Raw genomic sequence first — 25015 nt, forward strand, 5'->3', positions numbered from 1 at the left:
GCGACCTCGGATCAGAAGCTGAACAGGAGCGAGGCGGTCTTCACCGCCGCCGCGACCGTGTCGGTGCGGGCGACGACGGCATTCACGGCCGCCGACGTCATGTGGAGAATGGGAGACGGCCAGAAGCCGAACAGGATGGTCAGGATGACGAGGGGCACCATGATGGCCACCTCGCGCGGGCTGAGATCCAGAATGTCCTTCAAGCTGTCCTTCTGGAGCGGGCCGAAGACCACCCGCCAGTAGAGCCAGAGGGCATAGGCGGCCGAGAGGATGACGCCGGTTGCCGCAAAAAAGGCTACCCAGGTGTTCCGCTCGAAGGCGGACAGCATGGTCAGGAACTCACCCACGAAGCCGGAGGTGCCCGGCAGGCCCACATTGGCCATGGTGAAGACCATGAGCGCCGTCGCATAGAGCGGCATGCGCTTGGCAAGGCCGCCATAGGCGGCGATGTCGCGGGTGTGCATGCGGTCATAGATGACGCCCACGCACAGGAACAGCGCGCCCGACACGAAGCCGTGGGAGATCATCAAGAACATGGCGCCCTGAAGCCCCGCCTCATTCATGGCGAAGATGCCCATGGTCACAAAGCCCATGTGAGCGATGGACGAATAGGCGATCAGTTTCTTGATGTCCTCCTGCACCAGCGCCACCAGCGAGGTGTAGATGATGGCCACCACGGACAGGGTGAACACCAGCGGCGCAAACAGGTGGGACGCCTCGGGGAACATGGGCAGCGAGTAGCGGATGAAGCCATAGCCGCCCATCTTCAGCAGCACGCCGGCGAGGATCACCGAGCCGGCGGTCGGCGCTTCCACGTGGGCGTCGGGCAGCCAGGTGTGCACCGGCCACATGGGCATCTTCACCGCGAAGGAGGCGAAGAAGGCCAGCCACAGCCAAGTCTGCATGCCCGCCGGGAAGCCGAACTGCATGAGGGCGGGCACATCCGTCGTACCGGCCTTCCAATACATGGCCATGATGGCCAGCATCATCAGCACCGAGCCGGCGAGCGTGTAGAGGAAGAACTTGAAGCTGGCATAGATGCGGCGCGGGCCACCCCAGATGCCGATGATGAGGAACATCGGGATCAGGCCGCCTTCGAAGAAGAAGTAGAACAGCACCAGGTCCAGAGCGCAGAAGGTGCCGATCATCAACGTCTCGAGGACGAGGAAGGCGATCATGTATTCCTTCACCCGCTTATGCACGCTCTCCCAGGAGGCGAGGATGCAGAAGGGCATGAGGAAGGTGGTCAGCAGCACCAGCGGCAGAGAGATGCCGTCAATGCCCATGTGATAGGAAGCGATTTCGCCGAGCCAGGCATGCTTCTCGACGAACTGGAAGCCTGGCGCCGCGCTATCGAAGCCCGGCAGCAGGAACAGCGAGACCACGAAGGTCACCAGCGTGGTCCACAGCGCCACCCAGCGGGCATTGCGTGCGGTAACCTCGCTGTCGCCCCGCACCACAAGGATGAAGAGGGCGCCGACCAGCGGCAGGAAGGTGACGACGGAGAGGATGGGCCAGGTGGTCATCGTCACACTCCGGCGAACATGAACCAGGTGATGATGGCGGCGAGGCCGATCAGCATCACGAAGGCATAGTGATAAAGGTAGCCGCTCTGCAGGCGCACCACGCGGCCGGTGACGTCGAGCACACGGGCCGAGACCCCGTTTGGTCCCCACCCATCGATGATCCGCCCGTCTCCCTGCTTCCAGAGAATGCGGCCGATGCACAGCGCCGGCTTCACGAAGATGGCGTTGTACAGCTCGTCGAAATACCACTTATTGAGCAGGAACTTGTAGAGCGCGTCCTGGCTCTTGGCGAGCGCCACGGGAACCTTCGGGTTCACAATGTAGAACCAGTAGGCAACCACAAAACCCAGAACCATCATCACGGTGGGCAGGTGCTTAGCCCAGCCGGGAATGTCGTGGATGGCGTGCAGGATGTGGTTCTCGGTCCCCATGAAGATGGAGTGCCGGAAGAACTCGTGCACGTCCTCGCCGACGAACTGGTTGTAGAGGGCGAAGCCGGCGATCACCGAGCCCACCGCCAGGATGCCGAGCGGAATGGTCATCACCGCCGGGGATTCATGGGCGTGCTCGTAATGGTGATGGTCGTGGGGATGACCGTGGAAGGTCATGAACACCAGGCGCCAGGAATAGAAGGACGTGAGCGCCGCCGCGGCCACCGTCATCAGCCACCCATAGAGGGCGAAGTGATTGTGCGAGGCCCAGGCGGACTCGATGATCGCGTCCTTCGAGTAATAGCCGGCGAGGAAGGGGAAGCCGGTGATGGCCAGGGTGCCGATGAGCATCATGGCGTAGGTGAAGGGGATCTTCTTATAGAGACCACCCATGTGCCGCATGTCCTGCTCATGGTGCATCGCATTGATGACCGAGCCGGCGCACAGGAAGAGCAGCGCCTTGAAGCAGGCGTGGGTCAGGAGGTGGAACACGCCGATGGAATAGGCGCCCGCCCCCATGGCCACGAACATGTAGCCGAGCTGGGAGCAGGTGGAATAGGCGATCACCTTCTTGATGTCGTTCTGCACCAGCGCAACCGTGGCCGCGAACATGGCGGTGGTGGCGCCGATGAGCATCACCACGTCAAGCGCGGTGGGCGACAGCTCGAAGATGGGCGACATGCGCGCCACCATGAACACGCCCGCCGTCACCATGGTGGCGGCGTGGATGAGGGCGGACACCGGGGTCGGGCCCTCCATCGCGTCCGGCAGCCAGGTGTGCAGCATGAATTGCGCCGACTTGCCCATGGCGCCGACGAACAGCAGCAGCGCGATCACCGTCGGGGCATCCCACTGGTGACCGAGGAAATTGATGGTCTTGCCCGCCAGCGACGGCGCCGCGGCGAACACGCCCTCGAACGCCACCGAGCCGGTCATCACGAAGATGGCGAAGATGCCGAGGATGAAGCCGAAGTCACCCACGCGGTTGACCACGAAGGCCTTCATGGCCGCCGCGTTCGCCGAGGGCTTCTCGTACCAGAAGCCGATGAGGAGGTACGAGGCCAAGCCCACGCCTTCCCAGCCGAAGAACAGCTGAAGCAGGTTGTCCGCCGTCACCAGCATGAGCATGGCGAAGGTGAACAGCGAGAGATAGGCGAAGAAGCGCGGCCGGCTCGGATCCTCGTGCATGTAGCCGATGGAATAGAGGTGCACGAGCGAGGACACGGTGGTGACCACGATCAGCATCATGGCCGTCAGCGTGTCGACCCGAAGCGCCCAGTCGATCTTGAGGTCGCCCACATAGATCCACTGCAGCACCTGCACGCGGGCGTCGTGCCCGCCGAAGCCCACATTGAAGAACACCACCCAGGCCAGGACGCAGGAAATGAAGAGGAACGAGGTGGTCACCACCTCGGACGCCCGCGCCCCGATCACCCGGCCGAACAGGCCGGCGATGAGAAAGCCGATGAGGGGGAGAAAGACGATCGCCTGATACATGGCCTCAGCCCTTCATGGCGTTGATGTCTTCGACGGCGATCGAACCGCGGTTGCGGTAGAACACCACGAGGATGGCGAGGCCGATGGCCGCCTCGGCGGCCGCGACGGTCAGGATCAGGAGCGCGAACACCTGACCGACCAGGTTGCCCTGGAACACGGAGAACGCCACCAGGTTGATGTTCACCGAGAGCAGGATCAACTCAATGGACATCAGGATGACGATCACATTCTTCCGGTTCAAGAAGATGCCCAGCGTCCCGAAGGTGAACAGGATCGCGGCGACGATCAGGTAGTGGGAAAGTCCAACAGCCATCTTTCCCTCCTCAGATGCCCTGGCCCGGCTTGACCTTGACCACCTCGATGGCGGCCTCGGGCGTGCGGGCGACCTGGGCCGCGATGCTCTGCCGCTTCACGTTGGCCTTGTGGCGCAGCGTGAGGACGATGGCTCCGATCATAGCCACCAGCAGCACCATGCCGGCGGCCTGGAAGAAGTAGACATAGTCGGTATAGAGCACCTGCCCGATCGCCCGGACGTTGCTCACCGCCTGCCCGCCCGAAGGGATGGGCGTGGTGGGAAGGGCCGTTCCGAACACCCAAGAGCTGGCCACCAACACCAGTTCGGCCAGGAAGATGGCGCCGACCACCATGCCGATGGGAAGATATTGCAGGAAGCCCTGCCGCAGCTCCACGAAGTCGACGTCCAGCATCATGACCACGAAGAGGAAGAGCACCGCCACGGCGCCCACATAGACCACCACCAGGATCAGCGCGAGGAACTCCGCCCCGATCAGGATGAATAGGCCCGCGGCATTCACGAAGCACAGGATCAGGAACAGCACCGACTGCACCGGATTGCGCGAGGCAATGACCATGAAGGCGGACGCCACGAGCACAAACGCGAAGAGATAGAAAAACACTGCCGCGACACTCATGCGCCGAGCTCCCCCTTGCGTGGCGCGCTCGCGCCGGTTCCCCTCGCGCCGATGGCCGGGCACCGCAAGCGGCGGCCGGTCCGTCGATAGCCCGTAGCCATGACCAACGTCCACTATCTAAGGCATCCGCAGGACGCGGGCGCCGTGATCCCTCAATGCCCGCGCACCGGCGGGCGCCCCGTTCAGCGGTAAGGCGCGTCGAGCGCGATGGAGCGCGCGATCTCGCGCTCCCACCGGTCGCCGTTCGCCAGCAGCTTTTCCTTGTCGTAATAGAGCTCCTCACGGGTTTCCGTGGCGAACTCGAAATTCGGGCCCTCGACGATGGCATCCACCGGGCAGGCTTCCTGGCAGAAGCCGCAATAGATGCACTTCACCATGTCGATGTCGTAACGGGTGGTGCGGCGGGTGCCGTCATTGCGGCGCGGGCCGGCCTCGATGGTGATGGCCTGCGCCGGGCAGATGGCCTCGCACAGCTTGCATGCGATGCACCGCTCTTCGCCATTGGGATAGCGGCGCAGCGCATGCTCACCGCGAAAGCGCGGCGAGATGGGGTTCTTCTCGAACGGATAGTTGATCGTCGCCTTGGGCTTGAAGAAATAGCGCATGGCGAGGACGAAGCCGGAGAGGAACTCCGTGAGGAGGAAGGCGCGAGCCGCCTGGTCGAGCTTCATGTCTCAGCTCCGATGAGATGCGGTCGGGAGGGCGAAAGCGATCATCGCGGCGCCGTTCCCGTGAAGTGCAGGACGCCAGCAACAACCACCACGGCCACCAGCGAGATGGGCAGGAACACCTTCCAGCCCAGACGCATCAGCTGGTCATAGCGATAGCGGGGGACCATGGCCTTGGCCATGGCGAACAGGAAGAACATGAAGCACAGCTTCAGCACGAACCACACGAGGCCCGGCACCCAGGTGAAGGGCGCGAAGGGGAGCGGCGACAGCCAGCCGCCCAGGAAGAGGATCGTGCCGAGGGCGCACATGGTCATGATGGCCACGTACTCGCCGAGCATGAAGAGCAAGTAGGGCGTGGAGCCATATTCGGTCATGAAGCCCGCGACCAGCTCGGATTCCGCTTCCACGAGATCGAAGGGCGGGCGGTTCGTCTCCGCGAGCGCCGACACGAAGAAGATCACGAACATCGGCAGCAGCGGCAGGAAGTACCAGTGCAGGAAGCCGTAGGGGCCAGACTGCGCCAGCACGATTTGGGAGAGGTTTTGCGAGCCGGCACACATCAGCACGGTGATGATGACGAAGCCGATGGACACTTCATACGACACCATCTGCGCCGCGGACCGCAGGGACGCCAGGAACGGGTACTTCGAGTTCGAAGCCCAGCCGCCCATGATGATGCCGTACACGCCGAGAGAAGAAATGGCGAAGATGTAGAGGATGCCGACGTTCAAGTCGGCAATCACCCAGCCATCGGCCAGCGGCACGACCACCCACGCGGCCAGCGCCAGCACGCAGGTCACCAGCGGCGCCAGGAGGAACAGCGCCTTGTTGGCGCCGGACGGAATGACCGGCTCCTTCAGCACGAACTTCAGAAGGTCGGCGAAGGATTGCAGCAGGCCGAGCGGCCCCACCACGTTGGGACCGCGCCGCAGCTGCACCGCCGCCCAGATCTTGCGATCGGCGAGAAGAATGAAGGCGATGAAGATCAGCAGCGCCACCAGCAGGGCAAGGCTCTGCCCGACGATGATCGCGACCTTCAGAAGGGTGTCCTGCCAGGTCATTGGTTCTTCCTGCCCCTCACGCCTCGTACGACGCGGCCATCGGGCCGGTCGCAGTCATCTCGTATTCAGCGCGCGAGGTCCCGCGCGCCATGTCCTCGAAGCCCATGGCCATCGGGCTCACTCCGCGGCAACCGCGGTCCCGCCGATCCGCAGCGCCGAGCATTCGGCCATGATGGCCGAGGCGCGGGCGATGGGATTGGTCAGGTAGAAATCGCGAATGGCGAGCCCGAACGGCGCCTTGTCGAGGGCACCCTGCGCACCCGCCAGAGCCGACAGAGCGGCCGGGTCGGCAGCTTCCACCACGTCCAGGCGGGCCAGATGAGGGAAGGCCCCGACGGCCAGTGCACGCAAGGCGAACAGCGTGTCGAAGGGCAGCGTCTTGTCGAGTGCCTCGGACAATGCGCGCAGGATCGCCCAGTCCTCCCGGGCATCGCCCGGAGGGAAGGCCGCGCGGCTGGCGAACTGAACCCGGCCCTCGGTGTTCACATAAAGGCCCGGCTTCTCGGAATAGGCCGCTCCCGGCAGGATCACGTCGGCCCGGTGGGCGCCGCGATCACCATGGGTGCCCACATAGACCACGAAGGCGCCAGGGGCGACTTCGATTTCGTCGGCACCCAGCAGGAACAGAACATCCGCGCCACCGGCGGCGGCGAGAGCGGCGGCATCCTTGCCCCCTGCCCCAGGCACGCAGCCCACGTCGAGGGCTCCCACCCGAGACGCAGCGGTGTGGAGGACCGCAAAGCCGTTCCAGCCTTCCTTCACCGCCCCAACCCCGATGGCCACCTTGGCCGCCAGGGCGAGCACGGCTGCTCCGTCGGGCCGCGCAAGCGCGCCCTGGCCCACGATGACGATGGGACGCTCCGCACCGCGCAGAACCTCGCCGAAGGCGGAATTACCGGCCAGATCGGCCAGGCTCTCCGGGCCAGCGCCCAGATATTCGTAGGGATAGGTAAGGTCAACCTGCTTCCCCACCAGGCCCACCTTCAGGCCACCTGCCCGCCAACGCTTGCGGATTCGGGCATTGATGACGGACGCCTCATGGCGCGGATCGGTGCCCACCAGGAGGATAGCATCCGCGTCCTCGATCCCGGCAATGGCCGGGTTGAACACATAGGTGGCCCGGCCGAGAGACGGGTCGAGCACGGCGCCGTCCTGGCGGCAATCGATGCTGGTGGAACCCAGCTTGTCCACCAGCAGCTTCAGCGCAAAGGCCTCTTCCACCGTGGCAAGGTCGCCCACGATTGCGCCGATGCGGTCTCCCTTCGTCCCCTTCACCTTTGCGGCGATGGCATCGAAGGCCTGGCTCCAGCTGGCCGGAACGAGGCGGCCGCCCTGACGCACATAAGGCCGGTCGAGGCGCTGGGTCTTCAGACCATCCCACACATAGCGGGTCTTGTCCGAAATCCACTCCTCGTTCACATCCTCATGGGTGCGCGGGAGGATGCGCATGACCTCGCGGCCACGGGTGTCGATGCGAATGTTGGATCCGGCGGCGTCCATCACGTCGATGGATTCGGTCTTCACCATTTCCCAGGGACGGGCGTGGAAGGCCTGGGGCTTGTGGGTGAGCGCCCCCACCGGGCAGAGGTCGGCCACATTGCCTTGCATCTCCGAGCGCATGGCGTGCTCGAGATAGGTGGTGATCTCCATGTCCTCGCCGCGGCCGATGGCGCCGAGGTCCGCCACCCCAGCCACTTCCGTGGTGAAGCGCACGCAGCGGGTGCAATGGATGCACCGGTTCATGGAGGTGCGGACCAGCGGCCCGATATACTTGTCCTCGACAGCGCGCTTGTTCTCCGCGAAGCGCGACGAGTCCACGCCATAGGCCATGGCCTGGTCCTGCAGGTCACACTCGCCGCCCTGGTCGCAAATGGGGCAGTCCAGCGGGTGATTGATGAGCAGGAACTCCATGACCCCTTCGCGGGCCTTCTTCACCATGGGGCTCTTGGTGAGCACCACGGGCGGCTCGCCGTTGGGGCCGGGACGCAGATCCTTCACGGCCATGGCGCACGAGGCGGTCGGCTTGGGCGGACCGCCCTTCACCTCGACCAGGCACATGCGACAATTGCCGGCGATGGACAGCCGTTCATGGAAGCAGAAGCGCGGAATCTCGACCCCGGCCGCCTCGCACGCCTGAAGCAGCGTGAACTCGGCGGGGACGTCAACCTCTGTGCCGTCGACGACGATCTTCGCCATCTAACTTCCCTCGTCTCAGACCGAGCCCGATCCGGCGACCGGAGCGCCGCAGCGCAACAGGTTTCCGTCCGGGTCCCAGACATAGAATTCGCGCATGCCCCATGCGCGGTCTGCCACTTCCGAGATGCGTCCGCCTTCGCGCGCTCCCTCGAAACTGGCGTGCAAGCCGTCCACGTCGTCCACCCGCAGATAGGCCGACGTGTTCTCCGCGATGCTGCGGTCCTGGCAGAGCCAGAAATGCAGCTCGATTCCGTCCCGTTCGACGATGCCATAGTCCGGCCTCGCCATGCGCGCCTCGAAGCCGAGGCGGTCCCTGTACCACTGAACCGCGGCGGGAACATCCGCCGAAGCCAGGGTGGGACACGCCCGCAGCAGGCGCGCCTTTTTCACTCCGCCGCCACCGGCACCGGATCAGGATGCGGATTGGCCGCATACTGGTCGATCCGCTTCTCGATCTCGCCGCGGAAGTTGCGGATGAGACCCTGGACCGGCCACGCAGCCGCATCGCCCAGCGCGCAGATGGTGTGACCCTCGATCTGCGTGGTCACCTCCAGCAGCACGTCGATCTCGCGCTTCTGCGCCCGGCCTTCGGCCATGCGGTTCAGCACGCGCCACATCCAGCCCGTGCCCTCGCGGCACGGCGTGCACTGGCCGCAGCTCTCATGCTTGAAGAAGTAGGAGATGCGGGCGATGGCGCGGACGATGTCCGTGGACTTGTCCATCACCAGGCAACCGGCCGTGCCGAAAGAGGACTTCGCCCCGCGCAAGCCGTCGAAGTCCATGATGAGGTCTTCGCAGGCCGCCGCCGGCACCACCGGGCAGGACGCGCCGCCGGGAATAATGGCCAGCAGATTGTCCCAGCCGCCACGGATGCCGCCGCCATGCTTTTCCACCAGCTCGCGGAAGGTAATGCCCATGGCATCTTCCACCACGCAGGGCGTGTTCACATGGCCCATGATGCCAAACAGCTTGGTGCCCACATTGTTCGGCCGACCGATGCCGGCGAACCAAGCCGCGCCCCGGCGCAGGATTTCCGGCGCCACCGCGATGGATTCCACGTTGTTGACCGTGGTGGGGCAGCCATAAAGGCCCATGTTGGCAGGGAACGGCGGCTTCAGCCGCGGCATGCCCTTCTTGCCTTCCAAGCTCTCGATCAGCGCCGTCTCTTCGCCGCAGATATAGGCGCCGGCACCATGGTGCACATAGAGGTCGAAGGGGTAGCCGTGCACATTGTCCTTGCCGATGAGGCGCGCCTCATAGGCCTGGTCAATGGCCGCCTCGAGCCGCTCGCGCTCACGGACATATTCGCCGCGCACATAGATGTAGGCGGCATGGGCGCCCATGGCGAAGGAGGCGATCAGGCAGCCTTCGATCAGCGTGTGCGGATCATTGCGCATGATCTCCCGGTCCTTGCAGGTCCCGGGCTCGGATTCGTCGGCGTTGACCACCAGATAGTGGGGGCGGCCGTCGGATTGCTTGGGCATGAAGGACCACTTCATGCCGGTGGAGAAGCCGGCGCCGCCGCGACCGCGCAGGCCGGACGCCTTCATCTCATTGATGATCCAGTCGCGCCCCTTTTCCAGGATCGCCTTGGTGCCGTCCCAATTGCCGCGCGCCAGCGCGCCCTTCAGGCCAAAGTCCTGGTAGCCGTAAAGGTTGGTGAAGATCCGGTCCTTATCCTGGAGCATCTCTCACACCTCCGGGTCGCGCACGCCGGTGCCGGTCTTGAGCGGTTCGCGCTCCGACCCGGTCACCTCGGGGCTGCTTGCCTTGGCGGCGTCAGCCACCTCTTCCCGCTTCTCGCGGGCATCCTTGCCGTCAGCCGCCTTCTCCTGGCTGGCCGAGGCGGCGCCCAGCGGATCGGCTGGCGTCTCAACCGCCGTGCTCGGACGGCCGGCCTGCTGCAGATCACCGGTCTCACCCGTCGTGCCACCCTGCGGGGCAGCGGCGGAGGAGCCGCGGGTGTAGAGGCTGGGATCGGTCAGTGAGGTCAGACCCAGCACCGGAGACGACGCCGTCCGCCCGATCTGGGAGCCGGTCTTCACCGGACGACCGGCCCGCAGGTCATCAAGCAGCTTCTCGAAGATTTCCGGCGTCAGGTCTTCGTAATAATCGTAATTGATCTGCGCCATGGGAGCGTTGGCGCAGGCGCCGAGGCATTCCACCTCAAGCCAGGACAGCGCACCATCCTCGCTCACATGCCGCTCGGGCCCGATCTTGCGCCGGCAGACGTCCTTAAGCTCTTCCGAGCCGCGGAGCATGCAATGCGTGGTCCCGCACAATTGCACGAAATGGCGGCCCACAGGCTCAAGGTTGAACATGGTGTAGAAAGTGGCGATCTCCAGCACACGGATATGCGCCATGCCCAGGCGATCCGCCACGGCGCGGATCGCAGGTTCCGGCAGCCAGCCGCCAGCCTGCTCCTGCGCCTTCCAGAGCAGCGGCACGACGGCGCTGGCCTGGCGGCCCTCGGGATACTTTGAAATCTGGCGCACGATCCAGGCCTCGTTCTCCGCCGTGAAGGCGAAGCTTTCGGGCTGTTCGGCGGCGAGGCGGCGGACGGACATCAGCGAGTTCCCGAGCCGGCAATGCGACAATCATTATAGGCACCGCCCACCTGGGCGATGCCGCAATAGGCGTAGACGCCATCCTTGTAGAGTTTGATGGCGTAGCCGTCCGTATGGGCGAAGCTGCCCCGGGTTCCGGGAACGCCGGACGCGGGGATCACGGCCGCATCCACCGGCTGCCAACCGCCGGTCAGAAGGCTGTACATGGTGATGCGCTCGACAACCACCGCCTTTGGAGGCTCGGCCGGGGTTCCGACCGGAACCACCACGTCGATGGTCGAACGACCCGCCGGGTCGGCCGCCTGGGCGACGCCGCAGGCGAGAACAACGGCCACGGCACTGGCAAGAAGAGTCTTCACCGATCCACCTCCCCGAACACGATGTCGAGGGAGCCCAGCACGGCCGAAACGTCGGCGAGCATGTGCCCGCGACACAGGAAGTCCATGGCCTGGAGATGGGCGAAACCGGGAGCGCGGATCTTGCAGCGGTAAGGCTTGTTGGTGCCATCCGCCACGAGAAAGACGCCGAATTCACCCTTCGGTGCTTCAACGGCCGCGTACACTTCCCCTTCGGGAACGTGGAAGCCTTCCGTGTATAGCTTGAAGTGGTGAATGAGGGCTTCCATCGACCGCTTCATTTCACCGCGCTTGGGCGGAGAAATTTTGTGGTCGGTGGTGGAGACCGGGCCGGGCTCCTTCAGGAGCCGGGCCACGCATTGCTGCATGATCTTGGTGGACTGCCGCATCTCTTCCATGCGGACCACATAGCGATCGTAGCAGTCCCCGTGCTTGCCGATCGGAATGTCGAAATCGAGCTCGGAATAACACTCGTAGGGTTGAGCCCGCCGCAGGTCCCATGCGGCGCCGGAGCCGCGGACCATGACGCCGGAGAAACCCCAGGACAGCGCGTCCTCCAGGCTCACCACGCCGATATCGACGGTGCGCTGCTTGAAGATGCGGTTGCCGGTGACGAGGGCGTCCAGGTCGTCCAGAAGGCCGTAGAAGCTCTCGCAGAAGGTCCCGATGTCCTTCACCAGCTCCGGCGGAAGGTCCTGGTGCACGCCGCCCGGACGGAAATAGGCCGCATGCATGCGGCTGCCGGAGGCGCGCTCATAGAACATCATCAGCTTTTCGCGCGCCTCGAAGCCCCACAGCGGCGGGGTGAGCGCGCCCACGTCCATGGCAAACGTGGTGACGTTCAGCAGATGGGACAAAAGCCGGCCGATCTCGGAATACAGCACCCGGATGAGCTGGCCGCGCTTGGGCACCTCAATGCCCAGCAGCTTTTCCACCGCCAGGCAGAAGGCATGCTCCTGGTTCATCGGCGCGCAATAATCGAGCCGATCGAAATAGGGCACGGCTTGGAGATAGGTCTTGGCCTCGATCAGCTTCTCGGTGCCGCGATGCAGCAGGCCGATATGGGGATCGACCCGCTCCACCAGCTCGCCGTCCAGCTCCAGCACAAGGCGGAGCACGCCGTGCGCCGCCGGATGCTGAGGGCCGAAATTGATCTGAAAGTTGCGGACCGGAGCGTCGGGCCGAGCGCTATCAAGAGTATGGGCCATGGGTCGCTCCTTCAGCCGGCCTTCGGGGCGCCGGGCTGGCCGGAAGCCTTCTCGTCACCGGGCAGCACATAGTCCGCTCCTTCCCACGGGGACAGGAAGTCGAACTTGCGGAACTCCTGCATCAGGCGAACCGGCTCATAGATCACGCGCTTGACCTCGTCGTCATAGCGCACTTCCACAAAGCCGGTGAGCGGGAAGTCCTTGCGCAGCGGATGGCCGTCGAAGCCGTAGTCGGTGAGGAGACGGCGCAGCTCCGGGTGGCCGGTGAACAGGATGCCGTACATGTCGTAGGCCTCCCGCTCGAACCAGTTGGCGCCGGGATAGACGCTGCAGATGGAGGGCACCGTGGTGTCCTCGTCGGTGACCACCTTGAGGCGGATGCGCAGGTTCTGCTTCAGGGACAGCAGGTGATAAATCACGTCGAAGCGCTGCGGACGGGCGGGATAGTCCACCCCGCACACGTCCACGATACAGGCGAACAGGCAGCTCGGGTCGTCGCGCAGGAAGGTCGCGACCTTGACGATCTGCTCCCGGTCCACCTCGAGCGTCAGCTCGCCATAGGCGATGTGCGAGGCGAGCACAGCACCGCCCAGCGCACCGGAAATATGGACCGACAGGTCCTTCAGGGTCTCGTCCATCTGCGTCTTCCCCGAGCTGGATGGAGCCAAGGCGCCACCCGCGGTCTCAAGCGGCCGTCAGCGTTCGATGGTGCCGACGCGGCGGATCTTCTTCTGCAGCAAAAGCACGCCATACAGCAGCGCCTCGGCGCTCGGCGGGCAGCCCGGAATATAGATGTCCACCGGCACCACACGGTCGCAGCCGCGCACAACCGAATAAGAATAGTGGTAGTAGCCGCCGCCATTGGCGCAGCTGCCCATGGAGATCACGTAACGCGGCTCGGGCATCTGGTCATAGACCTTGCGCAAAGCCGGCGCCATCTTGTTGGTCAGCGTGCCCGCAACGATCATCACGTCGGACTGGCGCGGGGAGGCGCGCGGCGCGAAGCCGAAGCGCTCCACGTCGTAGCGCGGCATGGACACCTGCATCATCTCGACCGCGCAGCAGGCGAGACCGAAGGTCATCCACATGAGCGAACCGGTCCGCGCCCAGGTGATGAGATTGTCCGCGGTGGTGATGAGGAAGCCCTTGTCCGCGAGCTCGGAATTGATCTCGCGAAAGAAGGGGTCGTCCGCACCCACGGGGCGCCCGGTCGAAGGATCGATGATGCCCTTCGGCGCAGGGGCGACCAGCGGCTTGGATTCGGCAGGGGTCAATCCCATTCGAGCGCTCCCTTGCGCCACTCGTAAATGAACCCGACGGTCAGCACGCCGAGGAACAGCATCATCGACCAGAAGCCGAGATCGCCGAGACCACCGAAGGAGATGGCCCACGGAAACAGGAAGGCCACTTCAAGGTCGAAGATGATGAAGAGAATCGACACCAGGTAGAAGCGGATGTCGAACGTCATGCGCGCATCGTCGAACGCGTTGAAGCCGCACTCATAAGCGGAGAGCTTCTCGGGGTCCGGGTTGCGATAGGCGACGAGAAAGGGCGCCACCATGAGGGCCAGCCCGATGACGAGCGACACCCCGATGAAAATGACCACCGGAAGGTAGTCCTGGAGCAAGGTTTCCATTGTCCGCACCTCGGGGCGCATGGGCGATCCGCCTGAAGCGTTACCGCGCCGGCCTCGGTTGGAGGAATTCGAAACGGGTGAGCGAGGCTTATCGCAGCGCCAGATAGGAGGCAAGAGCAAGCTGCGGAATACCTTTGGGGCATCCGCTGCTGCACCGCGAAAAATCCTTCTGCGGAGCGACTTTGCGGTGACACCCGTCCGAAATCGTCCGCGGCGCGACGGGGATGGCCCGCGCCTGCCGGCAATGCAGCGCGTTGCGTTGCACGCATTGCCAGGGCGGAACGGCACGCATCGCGCAAACCCGCTTCCTTGTGCGATAAACGAACAGGGGTTTGGGGCGGAAGAAAGACAGCTCGGCCGTCAGCGCCCACCGGACGCCTCCTGCCGAGCCGCGATTCTCTCTTTAGCGCCGGGTGGCGTCCTTCACCGCCGCAACCAGTTGCTTGAGGGTGAAAGGCTTCGGCAGAAAGGAGAACTTCTCCCCTTCCGGCAGGTTCTTGGAGAACGCCTCCTCGGCATAGCCGGAGATGAAAATGACCTTCAGGTTCGGATCGCGCGCGCGCAGCTCCCGCAGAAGCGTCGGTCCGTCCATTTCCGGCATCACCACATCGGACACCACCAGTTCGATCCGCGAACTGGATTGCTCATAGGCCTGCAGCGCCTCGGCGCCGCTGGCAGCCGCAACCACATTGTAGCCGCGTGCGGACAGGGCGCGGGAGGCGAAGGCGCGCACCGCATCCTCGTCCTCCACCAGGAGAACCGTGGCCTGGCCGGTGAGATCGGCCGCCCGGGCCTCCGGCTCGGGGGCGGCCGGCTGGTCCTCCGCCTCCACAGCGTCATGGCGCGGGAGGAACACGCGGAACGTGGCCCCCTCCCCTTCCCGGCTCTGCACCAGGATGTTGCCGCCCGTCTGCTTGACGATTCCATAGACGGTGGAGAGACCGAGACCGGTGCCCTTGCCCACATCCTTGGTGGAGAAGAACGGCTCGAAGATCTTATCGATGATGCCGGGCGGAATGCCGCTGCCGGTGTCGGCGACTTCGGTCAGCACGTAGTCCGCAGGCGCCAGGGAGCCGTCCGAATAGGCCTCCGTCTCGGCCGCGGAAACGTTGGCCGTGCGCAGCGTCAAGGTGCCGCCACCCGGCATGGCGTCCCGGGCATTGACCGCCAGATTGACGATCACCTGCTCGAACTGGTTCACGTCCACCTTCACAGGCCAGAGGTCACGGCCGTGCTGGACGTCCAGGGTTATGCGCTCGCCGATCAGCCGGCGCAGCAGCATGGACAGTTCCGAGATCACGTCGGTCAGCTGGATAACCTGAGGCCGCAAAGTCTGGCGCCGCGAGAAGGCCAGCAGTTGCCGCACAAGGCCCGCGGCCCGGTTGGCGTTCTGCTTGATCTGCATGATGTCCGGGAAGGACGGATCGCTCGGCCGGTGATTGGTCAGAAGCAGGTCGCAATAGCCGAGGATCGCGGTCAGCACATTGTTGAAATCGTGGGCCACGCCGCCGGCCAGCTGCCCGATGGCCTGCATCTTCTGCGACTGGGCGAACTGCACCTCCAGGGCGCGCTGGGCGGTGGTGTCCACCGCATAGACGGCAAGGCCCGGCACCGTGGGCCCGAGGGTCGAGACATAAAGGCGCGCGGACCGCCCCGCCTCCCCGGCCACATTCACCTCCAGCGGCGCGGGCGGCGCGGCCCCCGCCAGCATGTCCTTCACCAGGCGGTCCACCGCCTGGGTGTCGCGCTCGCTCACCAAATGATCAAGCCGCGCCTCGATCACCTGCGCCGAGGCCCCCGCGAACAGGCGCGAGAAGCTGCCATTGGCCTCCACCACCCGTCCGGCCTTGTCCACCATGGCCATGGCGAGCGGGGAGCGGGAGAAGAAGACAGCGTCCGCGCCGGCGCTGCGCCGCGTCTCCGGCACCGCCGGCACCGGCACGGGGGGAAGGATGTCCTGCGCCGGGATGGCGCGGGTGGCCGTGCGCGGCACGAAGGCGGCAATGCACTCGCCACCCGCCTGTCCGGCCAGCCAGAGGCGCGCCGGGAACACTCCGCCGTCCCGGCACACCAGATCCACGTCCACGCCATCCGAGCCGGCGCTGCCCTGCGTGACCGCCGTGCGCACCGCCGCGACATGGACGGGATCGATCACTTCTTCCAGCGGCAGGACCTCATGCGCCCATTCCGCGAGGTCATAGCCGAGATAATGGGCGCACGTGCCGTTGGGCAGGCGCGCCGTCTCCCCGTTTAGGACCAGAAGCCCAACCGGCGCGGCTTCCCACAATTCGGCAAGCACCCTCGCACCGTCCAGGTCCGTCAAAGCGGAGGCGATGGCGGGGGAGGAGGCAGGGCGCTGACGGTCGGCACCCGCCGCTACCGTCCGCCCGTCCGGCTCGGTCACGGTCAGGACCCACAGGACCCGCCGCGCGCCTTCCAGCGGATAGACCCCCACCGTCAGGCGGCGGCCGTCCGGCTCCGGGTCGAAGGGAAAGAACTGAGAGACATGGACGCCTTCCGAGATGGAGCGCAGCAGCATGGCCATGGGGGCCTGCGCCCCGGGAATGCGGCTCAAGAATCGCTCGGGGGTCGGCGCCTGGGTTTCGCGCGCCCGGGTCAGGCGCAGGTATGGCGCGTTGACCTCCACGAGGCGATCGCCGTCCTCCACCACCGCGACCGCGTCTCCGGTCGCAGAAAGCAGAGAGCGGGCCAGCTCCTCATTGCGCCGTTCGTCCCCGCGCAGAAGGCGAACGGATGTGGTGATGATGGAGAACACGCCAATGGCGGCGAACCCCACCATGACGGCCGTGAGGACCGGACCGCTGCCGCTCTGGAGAATCACTGCCACCAGACCGCCGGCGAACGAAGCGAGCCCCACCGTCAGCCGCTGGAAGCGCGCCACCTTCGTCCGGTAGGTACCCTTGGAAGGTGTGGCTGCGGCTTCTCGCGCTTGATTGCTCATGGCAGAAGCCTTCCTCTCGCGCCGCGTGCGCTGCTCGCCCGACACTTCAACTCCTGGATTTTAACGCATTGGTGCGGCATTGATTGAAATCCGGCCATGCTCGTCAAGAATTTCTTGGTATGAGTGCCTGCGTCGCGACCGCGTCGTGTCGTATGTAGGTAACACGCTATCGCCGGTAGGGGACCATCGGCGCGGAGCAATGAGGAAGAGTCATGTTGCAGGATCTCCTTGGGACGCATCTGGAACTGCCGGTGCGCCTGGCGATCGCAGCGGTGGTGATCGTGGTGCTCCTCGGTCTGACCGTGATGATCGTCCGAGCCCTGAGCGGTCGTGGGCGCGGCCCTGGCGGGCGCTCGCGTCAGGCGCGCCTTGCGGTCATGGACAGTGTTCCGGTCGACCAGAAGCGCCGGCTCGTGCTGGTGCGCCGCGACGAGGTGGAACATCTGCTGCTGATCGGTGGCAGCCGCGACCTGGTGGTGGAGCCCTCGATTCCCCGTGGCGTGCCGCGTGAACCCACCCAGCCGCGTGAAGCGCTGCCCGCCCGCGAGCCCGGGCGCGAGGCCCTGGCGAGCCGAGAGACGACGCTCCTGCGCCGCGCGCCCGCCGCTCCGCCCCTGATGGCGCCGGCCGCGCCCCCCCCATCTGCGACAGAAGCGCCCGCCGCCCCCGAGGCCGCCGCCGCCAAGGCGACTGCGCCGGCCGAGCCGGCCGCCCCTGCCAGCCCGGCGTCCCGCTTTGCGGCCCTTCGCCGGCCCTCCACCCCGCGGCCGGATGCGGAGGCCGCTCCCCGGCCGACCTTGCCGCCAGAAGCGGGCGCAGGCGGCCTCGCCGCTGCCGCATCCACCTTCGCCGCGGCCAAGCGGGTGTTCGAGCCTCGCAGCCCCGCTCCCAAGGCGCCCGACCCGCGCGCCGATGAGCGCACCATTCCGGCATATCCGCTCGGCGCCTCGCCGAGGGTGCCCGCGAAGGACCCCGAGCCGGTGATCGCCGCACCGGAGGCGCCGGCCGCGACACCTCAAAGTCTTGCCCCCAAGGCTGAACCGGCGGATTCTGCCCCCCGCGAGCCCGATGCGGCAGAGATGCCAGTGGCGGATGAGATCACGCTCGTCACCAAGGCGCAGCCGCTGCCTTCGGTGCCGACCGAGGTCGCGCCGCCCTCCCCGATCCCGCTGGTCAGCCCTGAGCACGCCCCGCCCCCCGTTGTCCAAGTGGCCGCGCCCCCCCCTGCGGTCGAAGCGCCTGCGCCCATCGTCAAGGACGCGCCGGCCGCAGAATCGCTGCCAGAGGTGAAGGCCGAACCGGCCTTCAAGACGCGCCCCATCGTGGATGCCCTCCCCACGTTCGAGGTGACCCCACTCCCAGAGGTGGCGGCCGAGACGACCCCGCCCGCGAAGGTGGAGCCGACCTTCGACTTGCCCGCCGCCCCGGCGGCAGAGGCGCGGCCCGTGGAAGCTTCCGTCACCAAGGTGGAGCTGAAGATCGAGGATCTGCTTGGTCCGGGAGCCTTCGACCTCGAGCCTGAAGGCAAGATCGAGCCACAGATCGAAGCGCAGCGCCCGGCCGAGGTGCCGCCGGTCGTCGAACACAGGGGTGAGCCCAAGGTCGAGCCAAAGATCGAACCCAAGATTGAAGCCGGATGGCCGCCCAAGGCCGCGCCCAAGGTTGAGCCCGCTTTCGAGCGGCCGCCGGTGCCGCCGGTTCCGGTCACGCCCGCTCCTGTCGCGCCGGCCCCGCTGCCTGCTGCTGCTGCCGAGGTGCCTGCTCCTCCGCCGCCCCGGCGCAGCCCGGTCTTCAGCTTTGGCCGCCCCGGCCGGGAAGCGCCCGTGCGCGCAGAACCCAAGCTGGGCGAGGTGGCCGCCCGCCTGCAGGCCAGCCTCGACCAGTCTCTGACCGGGCCGAGCGACACGCCTGCCCCCGCCCCCGTCGCCGAAAAGCGGGTGGAGGAACCGCACGTGGCCGAGCGCACCGCACGGCCCACGGCGACATTCCCGCCGGCGACCTTCTCGAGCCGACCTGCGGCACCGCCCGTGCCGCCCTTCGTGCCGCCGCCGGCGAAGCCGGCCGCCACCCGGCCCGCGAGCCCCTTCCGGGCGACCCCTCTGCCGCCTGAAATTCTGGCGACACCGTCGGAGGAGCCGAGCCAGGAGCAGGACCATCCGTCCACCGCAATGGACCGGATGGATTCCCACTCCAGCAGCCCAGCGCCCGAAGGCGAGGACGGAGCGGAAGCCGAGGCCGAGGGTGAGGCGCCGCCGCCCGTTCGCGTGGTCGAACCCATCGCAAGCACAACATCTTCCGTCTCGCCGGAGAGCATTTCTCTCATCGAGATGGAAACGAACCTCAATCTCGAAACCGACCTGATGCGGGAACTGGAACTGACGCTCGCGCGGGACGTGGCGGGAGAGGCCAGCGCCGCCCCGTTGGCCGATGATGTGGCGCAGCCGGCCCAGCCCCTCGGTCAGGCCCAGGACTCGCCCGCGGCCGCCGTGCAGCAGGCCGGGGGACCCAAGGCCGGCGAGGCCGATGCCATGGCCCCCGCCGCACCAAAGGCGAAGGAAGCGGACACCGTCGATCCGTTCGAGGATCTGGAGGCGGAGATGGCCTCCCTGCTCGGTCGGGCCGCACCCCGTCCCTGATATTGCGGGGCGCCTCTTGGCGCCCCCATCCCTTGCTGCGCCGGGACCTCAGCCCGGCCTCAGGCATACAAAAAAGCCCCGGAGGCACTGGCCTCCGGGGCTTTTCTATGCGGAATGTGCGACCGGTCAGGCTAAGGTCAGAACTTCAGCAGGCACTGGCCGGCCTGCTCGGCCGCCGCGCGGGCATTTCCCTGCGCGATGGTGCCACCCTGGACGAGCGCACGGGTCTGCTGGGTCACCAGATCGCGAACCGAGGCACCGGGCGCCATCTGGGGGGCCACGGCGTTGTAGATGGTCTTCGCATCGCCGCTGAGATTGGCGGCGCAGGCATCGGCCGCAGACTTGTCGGCCAGGGCAGCCGTGGCAGCAAGGCTCAGTGCAGCGGCAAGGACAAACGTCTTCATCACCTGTCTCCTGTTCTCAACGCACGCCAGCCCGATTGACGGGGCCGCCGGCATTCTCCGGGGCATAGCCGACACCCGCGCCGGCACCGCCCACTCCAACTCCGGGTCGAACGCCGGCGCCCGCGGCTCCCGCTCCCACGCCGGGCCGCACACCGACTCCGTCCTCTTCATGCGGGACGCATCCGGCGGGATAGCCAGGGCGCGTGCAATGCACGACCGCCGTCGGTCGCGCCACGCATCCCTCAGGCACACCCACTCCTGTGCAATAAACGACGGCATTTCCTGGCGTCGCCGGCAGCAAAGCCGAACCGGCCAGCCCGATCGCAAGAAGGCTCTTTTTCCAGAGGGACATGGTTCTTGCCTTTCGCGTTTTCGGGGCTGCGCCCCACACACGATGTGTGGCGGTAGACCTGCCCCCCCTTCATCACAACGGCGATTATTGGCCAAAATTTGCGCTTGAGCCCTCGCTTCGCCCGTTAGCCAGGAACTATAGTGGCGTTTGAAGTCAACCCCTCTGAGTCCCGCGCGGGGCGGACGTAAGTGGATGGAAATGACGCACAAAGACGAGCCGACGCTCCGGCGGGCGGCATACCGATTCGCAGAGATGAAGCGGCGAACGGACGAGCGGATTCCGGTCCTGACCGGTCATCCGCGCTTTCACGAGGCCATGGAGATTGCCACACGTGGCATTCTGGAAATGTATCATGGAAACCGGTTGCTCAACCGGCTCATGAACGACCGTGGCCGGGTCATCTTCGGACTGCTCTGCTATTATCTGGCATGCAGCCCGGATGAAAATGGTGTCGGACTCACCGTCACGCGCATTGCCGACCTGTGCGAAGAGACCAATCTGTGCAGCCGCGGCCGGGCAAAGGCCTTGATAACGCTCATGCGCTGGGCGGGCTATGTGGACGCCATGGCGCCCGATTCGACCGGGAACCGGCGCCAGCGCCCCCTGGCGCCCACCGCACGGATGACCAACGAATATATTCGCCGCTGGCAGACCATGCTCTCGGCCGTCGCCTGCTTCGATCCCATCGCGAACGAGGCGCTCGCGCGACTGAACGAGCCGGGCTTCCTTTCTGCCCTGGTGCGCAACCAGGGCGTGCGCTATCGCGCGGGATACCGGCTGCTGGAGCACTCGCCGCAGATGCAGGTTCTGGCGGAACGGGATGCCGGCGTCCTGATCGCCATCTGCCTGTACAATTCCGGCGGCGAGGGCGACACCTATCCCCCGAGCCAGCCGGTGCCCGTGCCTGTTGCGGCGCTTGCCCGGCAGTTCGACGTATCGCGCGCCCACGTGCTGAAGATGTTGCGGGAAGCGGAGGATGCGGGGCTGATCCGACGTCTGCCAAGCACACAGGGGGCCGTGGAGTTGCTCCCCCCGATCCTGCGGGGCGTGGAATATTTCATGGCTGCATGCTTCGCGCTCCAGATCGAGTGCGTGGCCGACGCCCTGAAGGCGACAACCGTCGCCCCTGCGCCGCTTGGCAGCGACATCCCGACGCCTTTCGTTCGCGATATGAGCGAAAGCACGAAGCTTCCCCTGGCCACGCCGCGTCCCGGTACCACCTAGACGGGAAGCCCTGGCAGAGAGGAGCACCGCCGCGCTTGACCCACCTGCCGGCGGTGCCTAGGGTCGCTGCGACGGTTCCCGCAAGGGATCAAAAGGGAATGCGGTGAGGCGCCTTGTGCGCCGACTCTGCAGCTGCCCCCGCAACTGTGAGCGGCGAGTTCTTCGTCACGAGCCACTGGGCCACTCGGGGCCTGGGAAGGCGACGAAGGAACATTGACCCGCAAGCCAGGAGACCTGCCGTCAGTCGTGGTCACACGCGAGCACATCGGGCGGGGTGTCCTGGTGGTGGCGAATGGAAGGAATCTGCCTTTCCGCCTCGTTCGCGGTGACGTGCCACATCGTCCCGCCCGAGGCCCTTATGCCTGCCCGTTTCCTGTCCGCCGTCTCCTGGCCCGCGTTGCCGGCCGCGGCTTTTGCCTGCCTTGCCCTTGCTCCCGCAGCCAGCCGGGCGCAGTCCGCCAGTCCCTCCAGCTCCGACATCGACCTGCCGCAGATTGTCATCAGCGCGACGGGGACTGCGACCCCCGCCAGCGCTGTGGCCTCGTCCGTCACCGTCATTACCGCTGACGACATCGCCAAGACGCAGGAGCGATCGGTCCCGGACGTCCTGCAGGCGGTTCCCGGCCTCAATGTGGTCCAGACCGGCGGCCCGGGCGGCACCACGTCCATCTTCATGCGCGGCACCAATTCCAACCAGGTGAAGATCCTGGTGGATGGGGTGGATATGACCGATCCGTCCTCCCCGGACGGCACGTTCAACCTCGGCCAGCTCATGACCAACGACGTCTCACGGATCGAGGTCCTGCGCGGTCCCCAGAGCGGCCTTTATGGCTCGGACGCCATTGGCGGCGTGATTTCCATCACCACCAAGCGCGGCAGTGGACCGGCCAAGATCACCGGCTTCGTGGAAGCGGGTGCGCTCGGCACCTTCAACCAGGCACTCGGGGTGAGCGGCGGCACCGACACGGTAGGCTATGCCTTCAATGTCGGACACTTCGCCTCAACCTCCATCCCGGTGACGCCCCAGGGCCTCGTTCCCCCCGGTTACCCCACCAATTTCAACATTTTCGACAACTGGACCTATTCCGGCCGACTCGATTTCGACCTGTCCGAGACGTTCTCGGTGAACCTCACCGGGCGCTACATCGACAGCCAACTGGCCTATACGCCCGACATCTTCTCCACGGCCACCTACAGCTCCATGCCGGCCATGCAGACGAGCACGTCCTTCTCGCGTGTGTTCGTGGGCAAGGCGGAGGGCGTGTGGACCGCGCTCGACGGCAATCTGGTGAGCCAATTCGGCGTCTCGGCCACCGATCAGTCGCGCCCGACCACCGGGCCGAACGTGACCGAGAACGGCACCTATGACGGCCAGATGCAGACCTATTATCTGCGCTCCACCTGGAGCTTCATGCCCGGCCAGACCCTGCTCGGTGGGATCGAGCGCAAGAATGAGAGCATGACCTCGTCTAGCTATTACAGCTCCGGCGAACTGTCCGCCTCGAACGGGGAGACGGCGGCCTATCTTCAGCTCCAATCCTCTTTCGGCGAACGCTTCTTCCTGGCGCTCAACGGGCGCTTCGACAGCGATGACACCTATGGCGACCACGCCACCTATCGCATCGCGCCCGCCTATCTGATCCCGGAGACGGGCACCAAGCTGAAGGCCACCTATGGCACCGGCTTCAACGCGCCCTCGCTGTACCAGCTCTACGCCCCCGTCTATGGCAATCCCAACCTGAAGCCCGAGGAGAGCACCGGCTGGGATGCGGGCTTCGAGCAGCAGGTGCTGAATGGCAAGGCGTCGTTCGGCGCCACCTACTTCCACAACGACCTGACCAATCTCATCGGCTATGACCCGGTCACCTATGCCTATGTGAACGTGTCCCAAGCGACCACCAAGGGCGTCGAGGCCTTCGTGGCGGTGCAGGTCACGCAGACGCTTTCGCTGCGGGTCGACTACACCTATACGGACGCCGAAGGCTCATTTACGCCCGGCTCCAGCTATTCCGCCGGGGCCTGCGCCCCCGCCACGCTGGACACCTGCAACCTCCTGCGGCGGCCCAACAACAAGGTGTCCGTTGCCGCCAACTGGCAGGCCACGGACAAGCTGAACCTCAATGCGACACTGATCTATGTGTCCAGCTGGTGGGACATTGTGCGACTGTCGTCGGATTATGTGGACCAGCCCGGCTACACCATCCTCAACCTGGCGGCCAATTATGCGGTGAGCCCCAACGCCACCGTCTATGGGCGCATCAACAATCTGTTCAACGAGACCTATGAGGATCCGAATGGCTTCCTGGCTCCGGGCTTCGGCGCCTATGGCGGCGTTCGCTTCACCTTCTGAGTGACCATGACGCGCGTCTCCCGCCGCCCTCTCCTCACCCCCCGCCTCCGGCAGGGAGGGGAGAGGTGCGTGCGGAGGATCACTGCAATGCTCCTGTGCCTCGCCGTCATGCCGGCGATGGCACAGGAGGCGACACGGGCTGCCAGTCCCACGGCAAAGCCGGCCCGCATTGCCTCACTCAATCTGTGCGGCGATGAATTGCTGCTGCGCTTGGCCGATCGCGACCGAATCGCCTCAGTGACCTTCCTGGCCGCTGATCCCGGCAGTTCCAATGTGTCTGACCTCGCCCGTGGCCTCCCCACCAATCGCGGGCTGGCAGAAGAAATCGTTCCGCTGGAACCGGATTTGGTCATCACAGGCGCCTTCACCACCCGCGCCACCTCCGATCTGCTGCGCAGGCTGGGCGTCCCCGTACTCGAACTGCCCATGCCCGCAACCCTGGACGAGGCCTACCAGCAGATCCGGCGCGTGGCAGAGCGCATTGGCGAGACCGAGCGCGGGGAAGAGATGATCGCCCGGGTTGAGGCGGAGATCGCCGCCCTGCCCGCCCCTCACGCGCCGGAACGCTCCGCCATCGTTCTGCGGCCCAACGGCTTTACCGCCGGCAAGGGCTCCCTGGCGGATGATCTCATGTCACGGGCGGGGCTCGACAATCTGGCGGCCCGCCTGCCCGCCGACAAGTTCGGCCAATTGCCGCTCGAAGAGGTGGTGGTGGCGCACCCGGATGTGCTGGTGGTGGACACCGACCCAGCTGCTCCGCCCTCCCTCGCCGAGGGCATCCTCGACCACCCTGCCCTGCGCATGTTCAGCCGGCGCGGCCAAATGGTAGCTGTCCCCGCGCGCCTGTGGGCGTGCGCCGGACCCGAACTGGCCAAGGCCGCCGCCCGCCTGTCTGCAGCGCCCACACCCGGGCCAGGGACGTCCCAGGCCATGGCGCCCACACCCTCGGGGCAGGTCATTCCATGAGGGCCCTCGCACCGGCACCGAAGCCAGCTCCGCGCCGTTC

General features: G+C 65.9%; 21 protein-coding genes and 1 riboswitch. Of the genes, 4 read left to right on the forward strand and 17 right to left on the reverse strand.

Annotated elements, in window-relative coordinates:
• Positions 1-11: 11 nt before the first annotated feature.
• The 16 genes from ACT54L_RS21755 to ACT54L_RS21830 all read right to left on the reverse strand — a co-directional run bounded on the left by ACT54L_RS21755 (position 12) and on the right by ACT54L_RS21830 (position 17043).
• Entirely contained in the window at positions 12-1526 is a 1515-nt protein-coding gene (locus ACT54L_RS21755) for an NADH-quinone oxidoreductase subunit M (RefSeq protein ID WP_476087733.1), read from the reverse strand.
• Between the two features lie 2 nt (positions 1527-1528).
• Entirely contained in the window at positions 1529-3454 is a 1926-nt protein-coding gene (gene nuoL, locus ACT54L_RS21760) for an NADH-quinone oxidoreductase subunit L (RefSeq protein ID WP_476087734.1), read from the reverse strand.
• 4 nt (positions 3455-3458) lie between these two features.
• A complete protein-coding gene (gene nuoK / locus ACT54L_RS21765; protein ID WP_476087735.1) occupies positions 3459-3767 on the reverse strand; it encodes an NADH-quinone oxidoreductase subunit NuoK in 309 nt (102 codons plus the stop codon).
• A 10-nt stretch (positions 3768-3777) separates the two neighbouring features.
• A complete protein-coding gene (locus ACT54L_RS21770; protein ID WP_476087736.1) occupies positions 3778-4386 on the reverse strand; it encodes an NADH-quinone oxidoreductase subunit J in 609 nt (202 codons plus the stop codon).
• A 182-nt stretch (positions 4387-4568) separates the two neighbouring features.
• Positions 4569-5057, reverse strand: a complete 489-nt coding sequence (gene nuoI / locus ACT54L_RS21775; protein ID WP_476087737.1) for an NADH-quinone oxidoreductase subunit NuoI — start codon at positions 5055-5057, stop codon at positions 4569-4571.
• A 41-nt stretch (positions 5058-5098) separates the two neighbouring features.
• Positions 5099-6118, reverse strand: coding sequence for an NADH-quinone oxidoreductase subunit NuoH (gene nuoH / locus ACT54L_RS21780; protein ID WP_476087738.1), 1020 nt, complete (start codon positions 6116-6118; stop codon positions 5099-5101).
• Positions 6119-6235: 117 nt separating this feature from the next.
• A complete protein-coding gene (gene nuoG / locus ACT54L_RS21785) occupies positions 6236-8314 on the reverse strand; it encodes an NADH-quinone oxidoreductase subunit NuoG (protein WP_476087739.1) in 2079 nt (692 codons plus the stop codon).
• Between the two features lie 15 nt (positions 8315-8329).
• Positions 8330-8704 (reverse strand): bleomycin resistance protein, encoded by a 375-nt coding sequence (locus ACT54L_RS21790; RefSeq protein WP_476087740.1) that lies wholly within the window; start codon positions 8702-8704, stop codon positions 8330-8332.
• Positions 8701-10002: an NADH-quinone oxidoreductase subunit NuoF gene (gene nuoF, locus ACT54L_RS21795; RefSeq protein WP_476087741.1), complete on the reverse strand. Its 1302-nt coding sequence runs from the start codon at positions 10000-10002 to the stop codon at positions 8701-8703. The genes ACT54L_RS21790 and nuoF overlap by 4 nt, the downstream gene beginning before the upstream one ends.
• Positions 10003-10005: 3 nt before the next feature.
• Complete coding sequence (gene nuoE / locus ACT54L_RS21800) at positions 10006-10881, reverse strand: NADH-quinone oxidoreductase subunit NuoE (RefSeq protein ID WP_476087742.1); 876 nt, start codon at positions 10879-10881, stop codon at positions 10006-10008.
• Positions 10881-11240: a hypothetical protein gene (locus ACT54L_RS21805; protein ID WP_476087743.1), complete on the reverse strand. Its 360-nt coding sequence runs from the start codon at positions 11238-11240 to the stop codon at positions 10881-10883. The genes nuoE and ACT54L_RS21805 overlap by 1 nt, the downstream gene beginning before the upstream one ends.
• Positions 11237-12445, reverse strand: a complete 1209-nt coding sequence (locus ACT54L_RS21810) for an NADH-quinone oxidoreductase subunit D (protein WP_476087744.1) — start codon at positions 12443-12445, stop codon at positions 11237-11239. The genes ACT54L_RS21805 and ACT54L_RS21810 overlap by 4 nt, the downstream gene beginning before the upstream one ends.
• 11 nt (positions 12446-12456) lie before the next feature.
• Positions 12457-13083, reverse strand: coding sequence for an NADH-quinone oxidoreductase subunit C (locus tag ACT54L_RS21815; protein WP_476087745.1), 627 nt, complete (start codon positions 13081-13083; stop codon positions 12457-12459).
• A 57-nt stretch (positions 13084-13140) separates the two neighbouring features.
• Positions 13141-13725, reverse strand: coding sequence for a NuoB/complex I 20 kDa subunit family protein (locus ACT54L_RS21820; protein WP_476087746.1), 585 nt, complete (start codon positions 13723-13725; stop codon positions 13141-13143).
• The gene (locus tag ACT54L_RS21825; RefSeq protein ID WP_476087747.1) at positions 13716-14081 is read right to left on the reverse strand and encodes an NADH-quinone oxidoreductase subunit A; all 366 of its coding nucleotides are present in this window, start codon (positions 14079-14081) and stop codon (positions 13716-13718) included. Before ACT54L_RS21825 ends, ACT54L_RS21820 begins: the two co-directional genes overlap by 10 nt.
• Positions 14082-14484: 403 nt before the next feature.
• Positions 14485-17043, reverse strand: a complete 2559-nt coding sequence (locus ACT54L_RS21830; protein ID WP_476087748.1) for a response regulator — start codon at positions 17041-17043, stop codon at positions 14485-14487.
• A 212-nt stretch (positions 17044-17255) separates the two neighbouring features.
• Between ACT54L_RS21830 and ACT54L_RS21835 the strand changes: the two genes are divergently transcribed.
• The gene (locus ACT54L_RS21835; RefSeq protein WP_476087749.1) at positions 17256-19679 is read left to right on the forward strand and encodes a hypothetical protein; all 2424 of its coding nucleotides are present in this window, start codon (positions 17256-17258) and stop codon (positions 19677-19679) included.
• 137 nt (positions 19680-19816) lie between these two features.
• Here ACT54L_RS21835 and ACT54L_RS21840 read toward each other — a convergent pair whose 3' ends face one another.
• On the reverse strand, positions 19817-20083 hold the full coding sequence (locus ACT54L_RS21840; RefSeq protein ID WP_476087750.1) for a hypothetical protein: 267 nt from the start codon (positions 20081-20083) through the stop codon (positions 19817-19819).
• Positions 20084-20627: 544 nt separating this feature from the next.
• Here ACT54L_RS21840 and ACT54L_RS21845 point away from each other — a divergent pair.
• The 3 genes from ACT54L_RS21845 to ACT54L_RS21855 all read left to right on the forward strand — a co-directional run bounded on the left by ACT54L_RS21845 (position 20628) and on the right by ACT54L_RS21855 (position 24975).
• The gene (locus tag ACT54L_RS21845; protein ID WP_476087751.1) at positions 20628-21659 is read left to right on the forward strand and encodes a hypothetical protein; all 1032 of its coding nucleotides are present in this window, start codon (positions 20628-20630) and stop codon (positions 21657-21659) included.
• A 55-nt stretch (positions 21660-21714) separates the two neighbouring features.
• Positions 21715-21915, forward strand: a riboswitch (cobalamin riboswitch).
• A gap of 102 nt (positions 21916-22017) precedes the next feature.
• Positions 22018-24009: a TonB-dependent receptor plug domain-containing protein gene (locus ACT54L_RS21850; RefSeq protein WP_476087752.1), complete on the forward strand. Its 1992-nt coding sequence runs from the start codon at positions 22018-22020 to the stop codon at positions 24007-24009.
• Between the two features lie 69 nt (positions 24010-24078).
• Entirely contained in the window at positions 24079-24975 is an 897-nt protein-coding gene (locus ACT54L_RS21855) for an ABC transporter substrate-binding protein (RefSeq protein ID WP_476087753.1), read from the forward strand.
• Positions 24976-25015: the final 40 nt, after the last annotated feature.

Source organism: Aquabacter sp. DMC10, from assembly GCF_056314145.1.

Bases quoted from the DNA above. Each gene is read 5' to 3' on its own strand.
- ACT54L_RS21755 (WP_476087733.1), bottom strand. From the start codon at position 1,526: ATGACCACCTGGCCCATCCTCTCCGTCGTCACCTTCCTGCCGCTGGTC.
- nuoL (WP_476087734.1), bottom strand. From the start codon at position 3,454: ATGTATCAGGCGATCGTCTTTCTCCCCCTCATCGGCTTTCTCATCGCC.
- nuoK (WP_476087735.1), bottom strand. From the start codon at position 3,767: ATGGCTGTTGGACTTTCCCACTACCTGATCGTCGCCGCGATCCTGTTC.
- ACT54L_RS21770 (WP_476087736.1), bottom strand. From the start codon at position 4,386: ATGAGTGTCGCGGCAGTGTTTTTCTATCTCTTCGCGTTTGTGCTCGTG.
- nuoI (WP_476087737.1), bottom strand. From the start codon at position 5,057: ATGAAGCTCGACCAGGCGGCTCGCGCCTTCCTCCTCACGGAGTTCCTC.
- nuoH (WP_476087738.1), bottom strand. From the start codon at position 6,118: ATGACCTGGCAGGACACCCTTCTGAAGGTCGCGATCATCGTCGGGCAG.
- nuoG (WP_476087739.1), bottom strand. From the start codon at position 8,314: ATGGCGAAGATCGTCGTCGACGGCACAGAGGTTGACGTCCCCGCCGAG.
- nuoF (WP_476087741.1), bottom strand. From the start codon at position 10,002: ATGCTCCAGGATAAGGACCGGATCTTCACCAACCTTTACGGCTACCAG.
- nuoE (WP_476087742.1), bottom strand. From the start codon at position 10,881: ATGTCCGTCCGCCGCCTCGCCGCCGAACAGCCCGAAAGCTTCGCCTTC.
- ACT54L_RS21810 (WP_476087744.1), bottom strand. From the start codon at position 12,445: ATGGCCCATACTCTTGATAGCGCTCGGCCCGACGCTCCGGTCCGCAAC.
- ACT54L_RS21815 (WP_476087745.1), bottom strand. From the start codon at position 13,083: ATGGACGAGACCCTGAAGGACCTGTCGGTCCATATTTCCGGTGCGCTG.
- ACT54L_RS21820 (WP_476087746.1), bottom strand. From the start codon at position 13,725: ATGGGATTGACCCCTGCCGAATCCAAGCCGCTGGTCGCCCCTGCGCCG.
- ACT54L_RS21825 (WP_476087747.1), bottom strand. From the start codon at position 14,081: ATGGAAACCTTGCTCCAGGACTACCTTCCGGTGGTCATTTTCATCGGG.
- ACT54L_RS21830 (WP_476087748.1), bottom strand. From the start codon at position 17,043: ATGAGCAATCAAGCGCGAGAAGCCGCAGCCACACCTTCCAAGGGTACC.
- ACT54L_RS21835 (WP_476087749.1), top strand. From the start codon at position 17,256: ATGTTGCAGGATCTCCTTGGGACGCATCTGGAACTGCCGGTGCGCCTG.
- ACT54L_RS21840 (WP_476087750.1), bottom strand. From the start codon at position 20,083: ATGAAGACGTTTGTCCTTGCCGCTGCACTGAGCCTTGCTGCCACGGCT.
- ACT54L_RS21845 (WP_476087751.1), top strand. From the start codon at position 20,628: ATGGAAATGACGCACAAAGACGAGCCGACGCTCCGGCGGGCGGCATAC.
- ACT54L_RS21850 (WP_476087752.1), top strand. From the start codon at position 22,018: ATGCCTGCCCGTTTCCTGTCCGCCGTCTCCTGGCCCGCGTTGCCGGCC.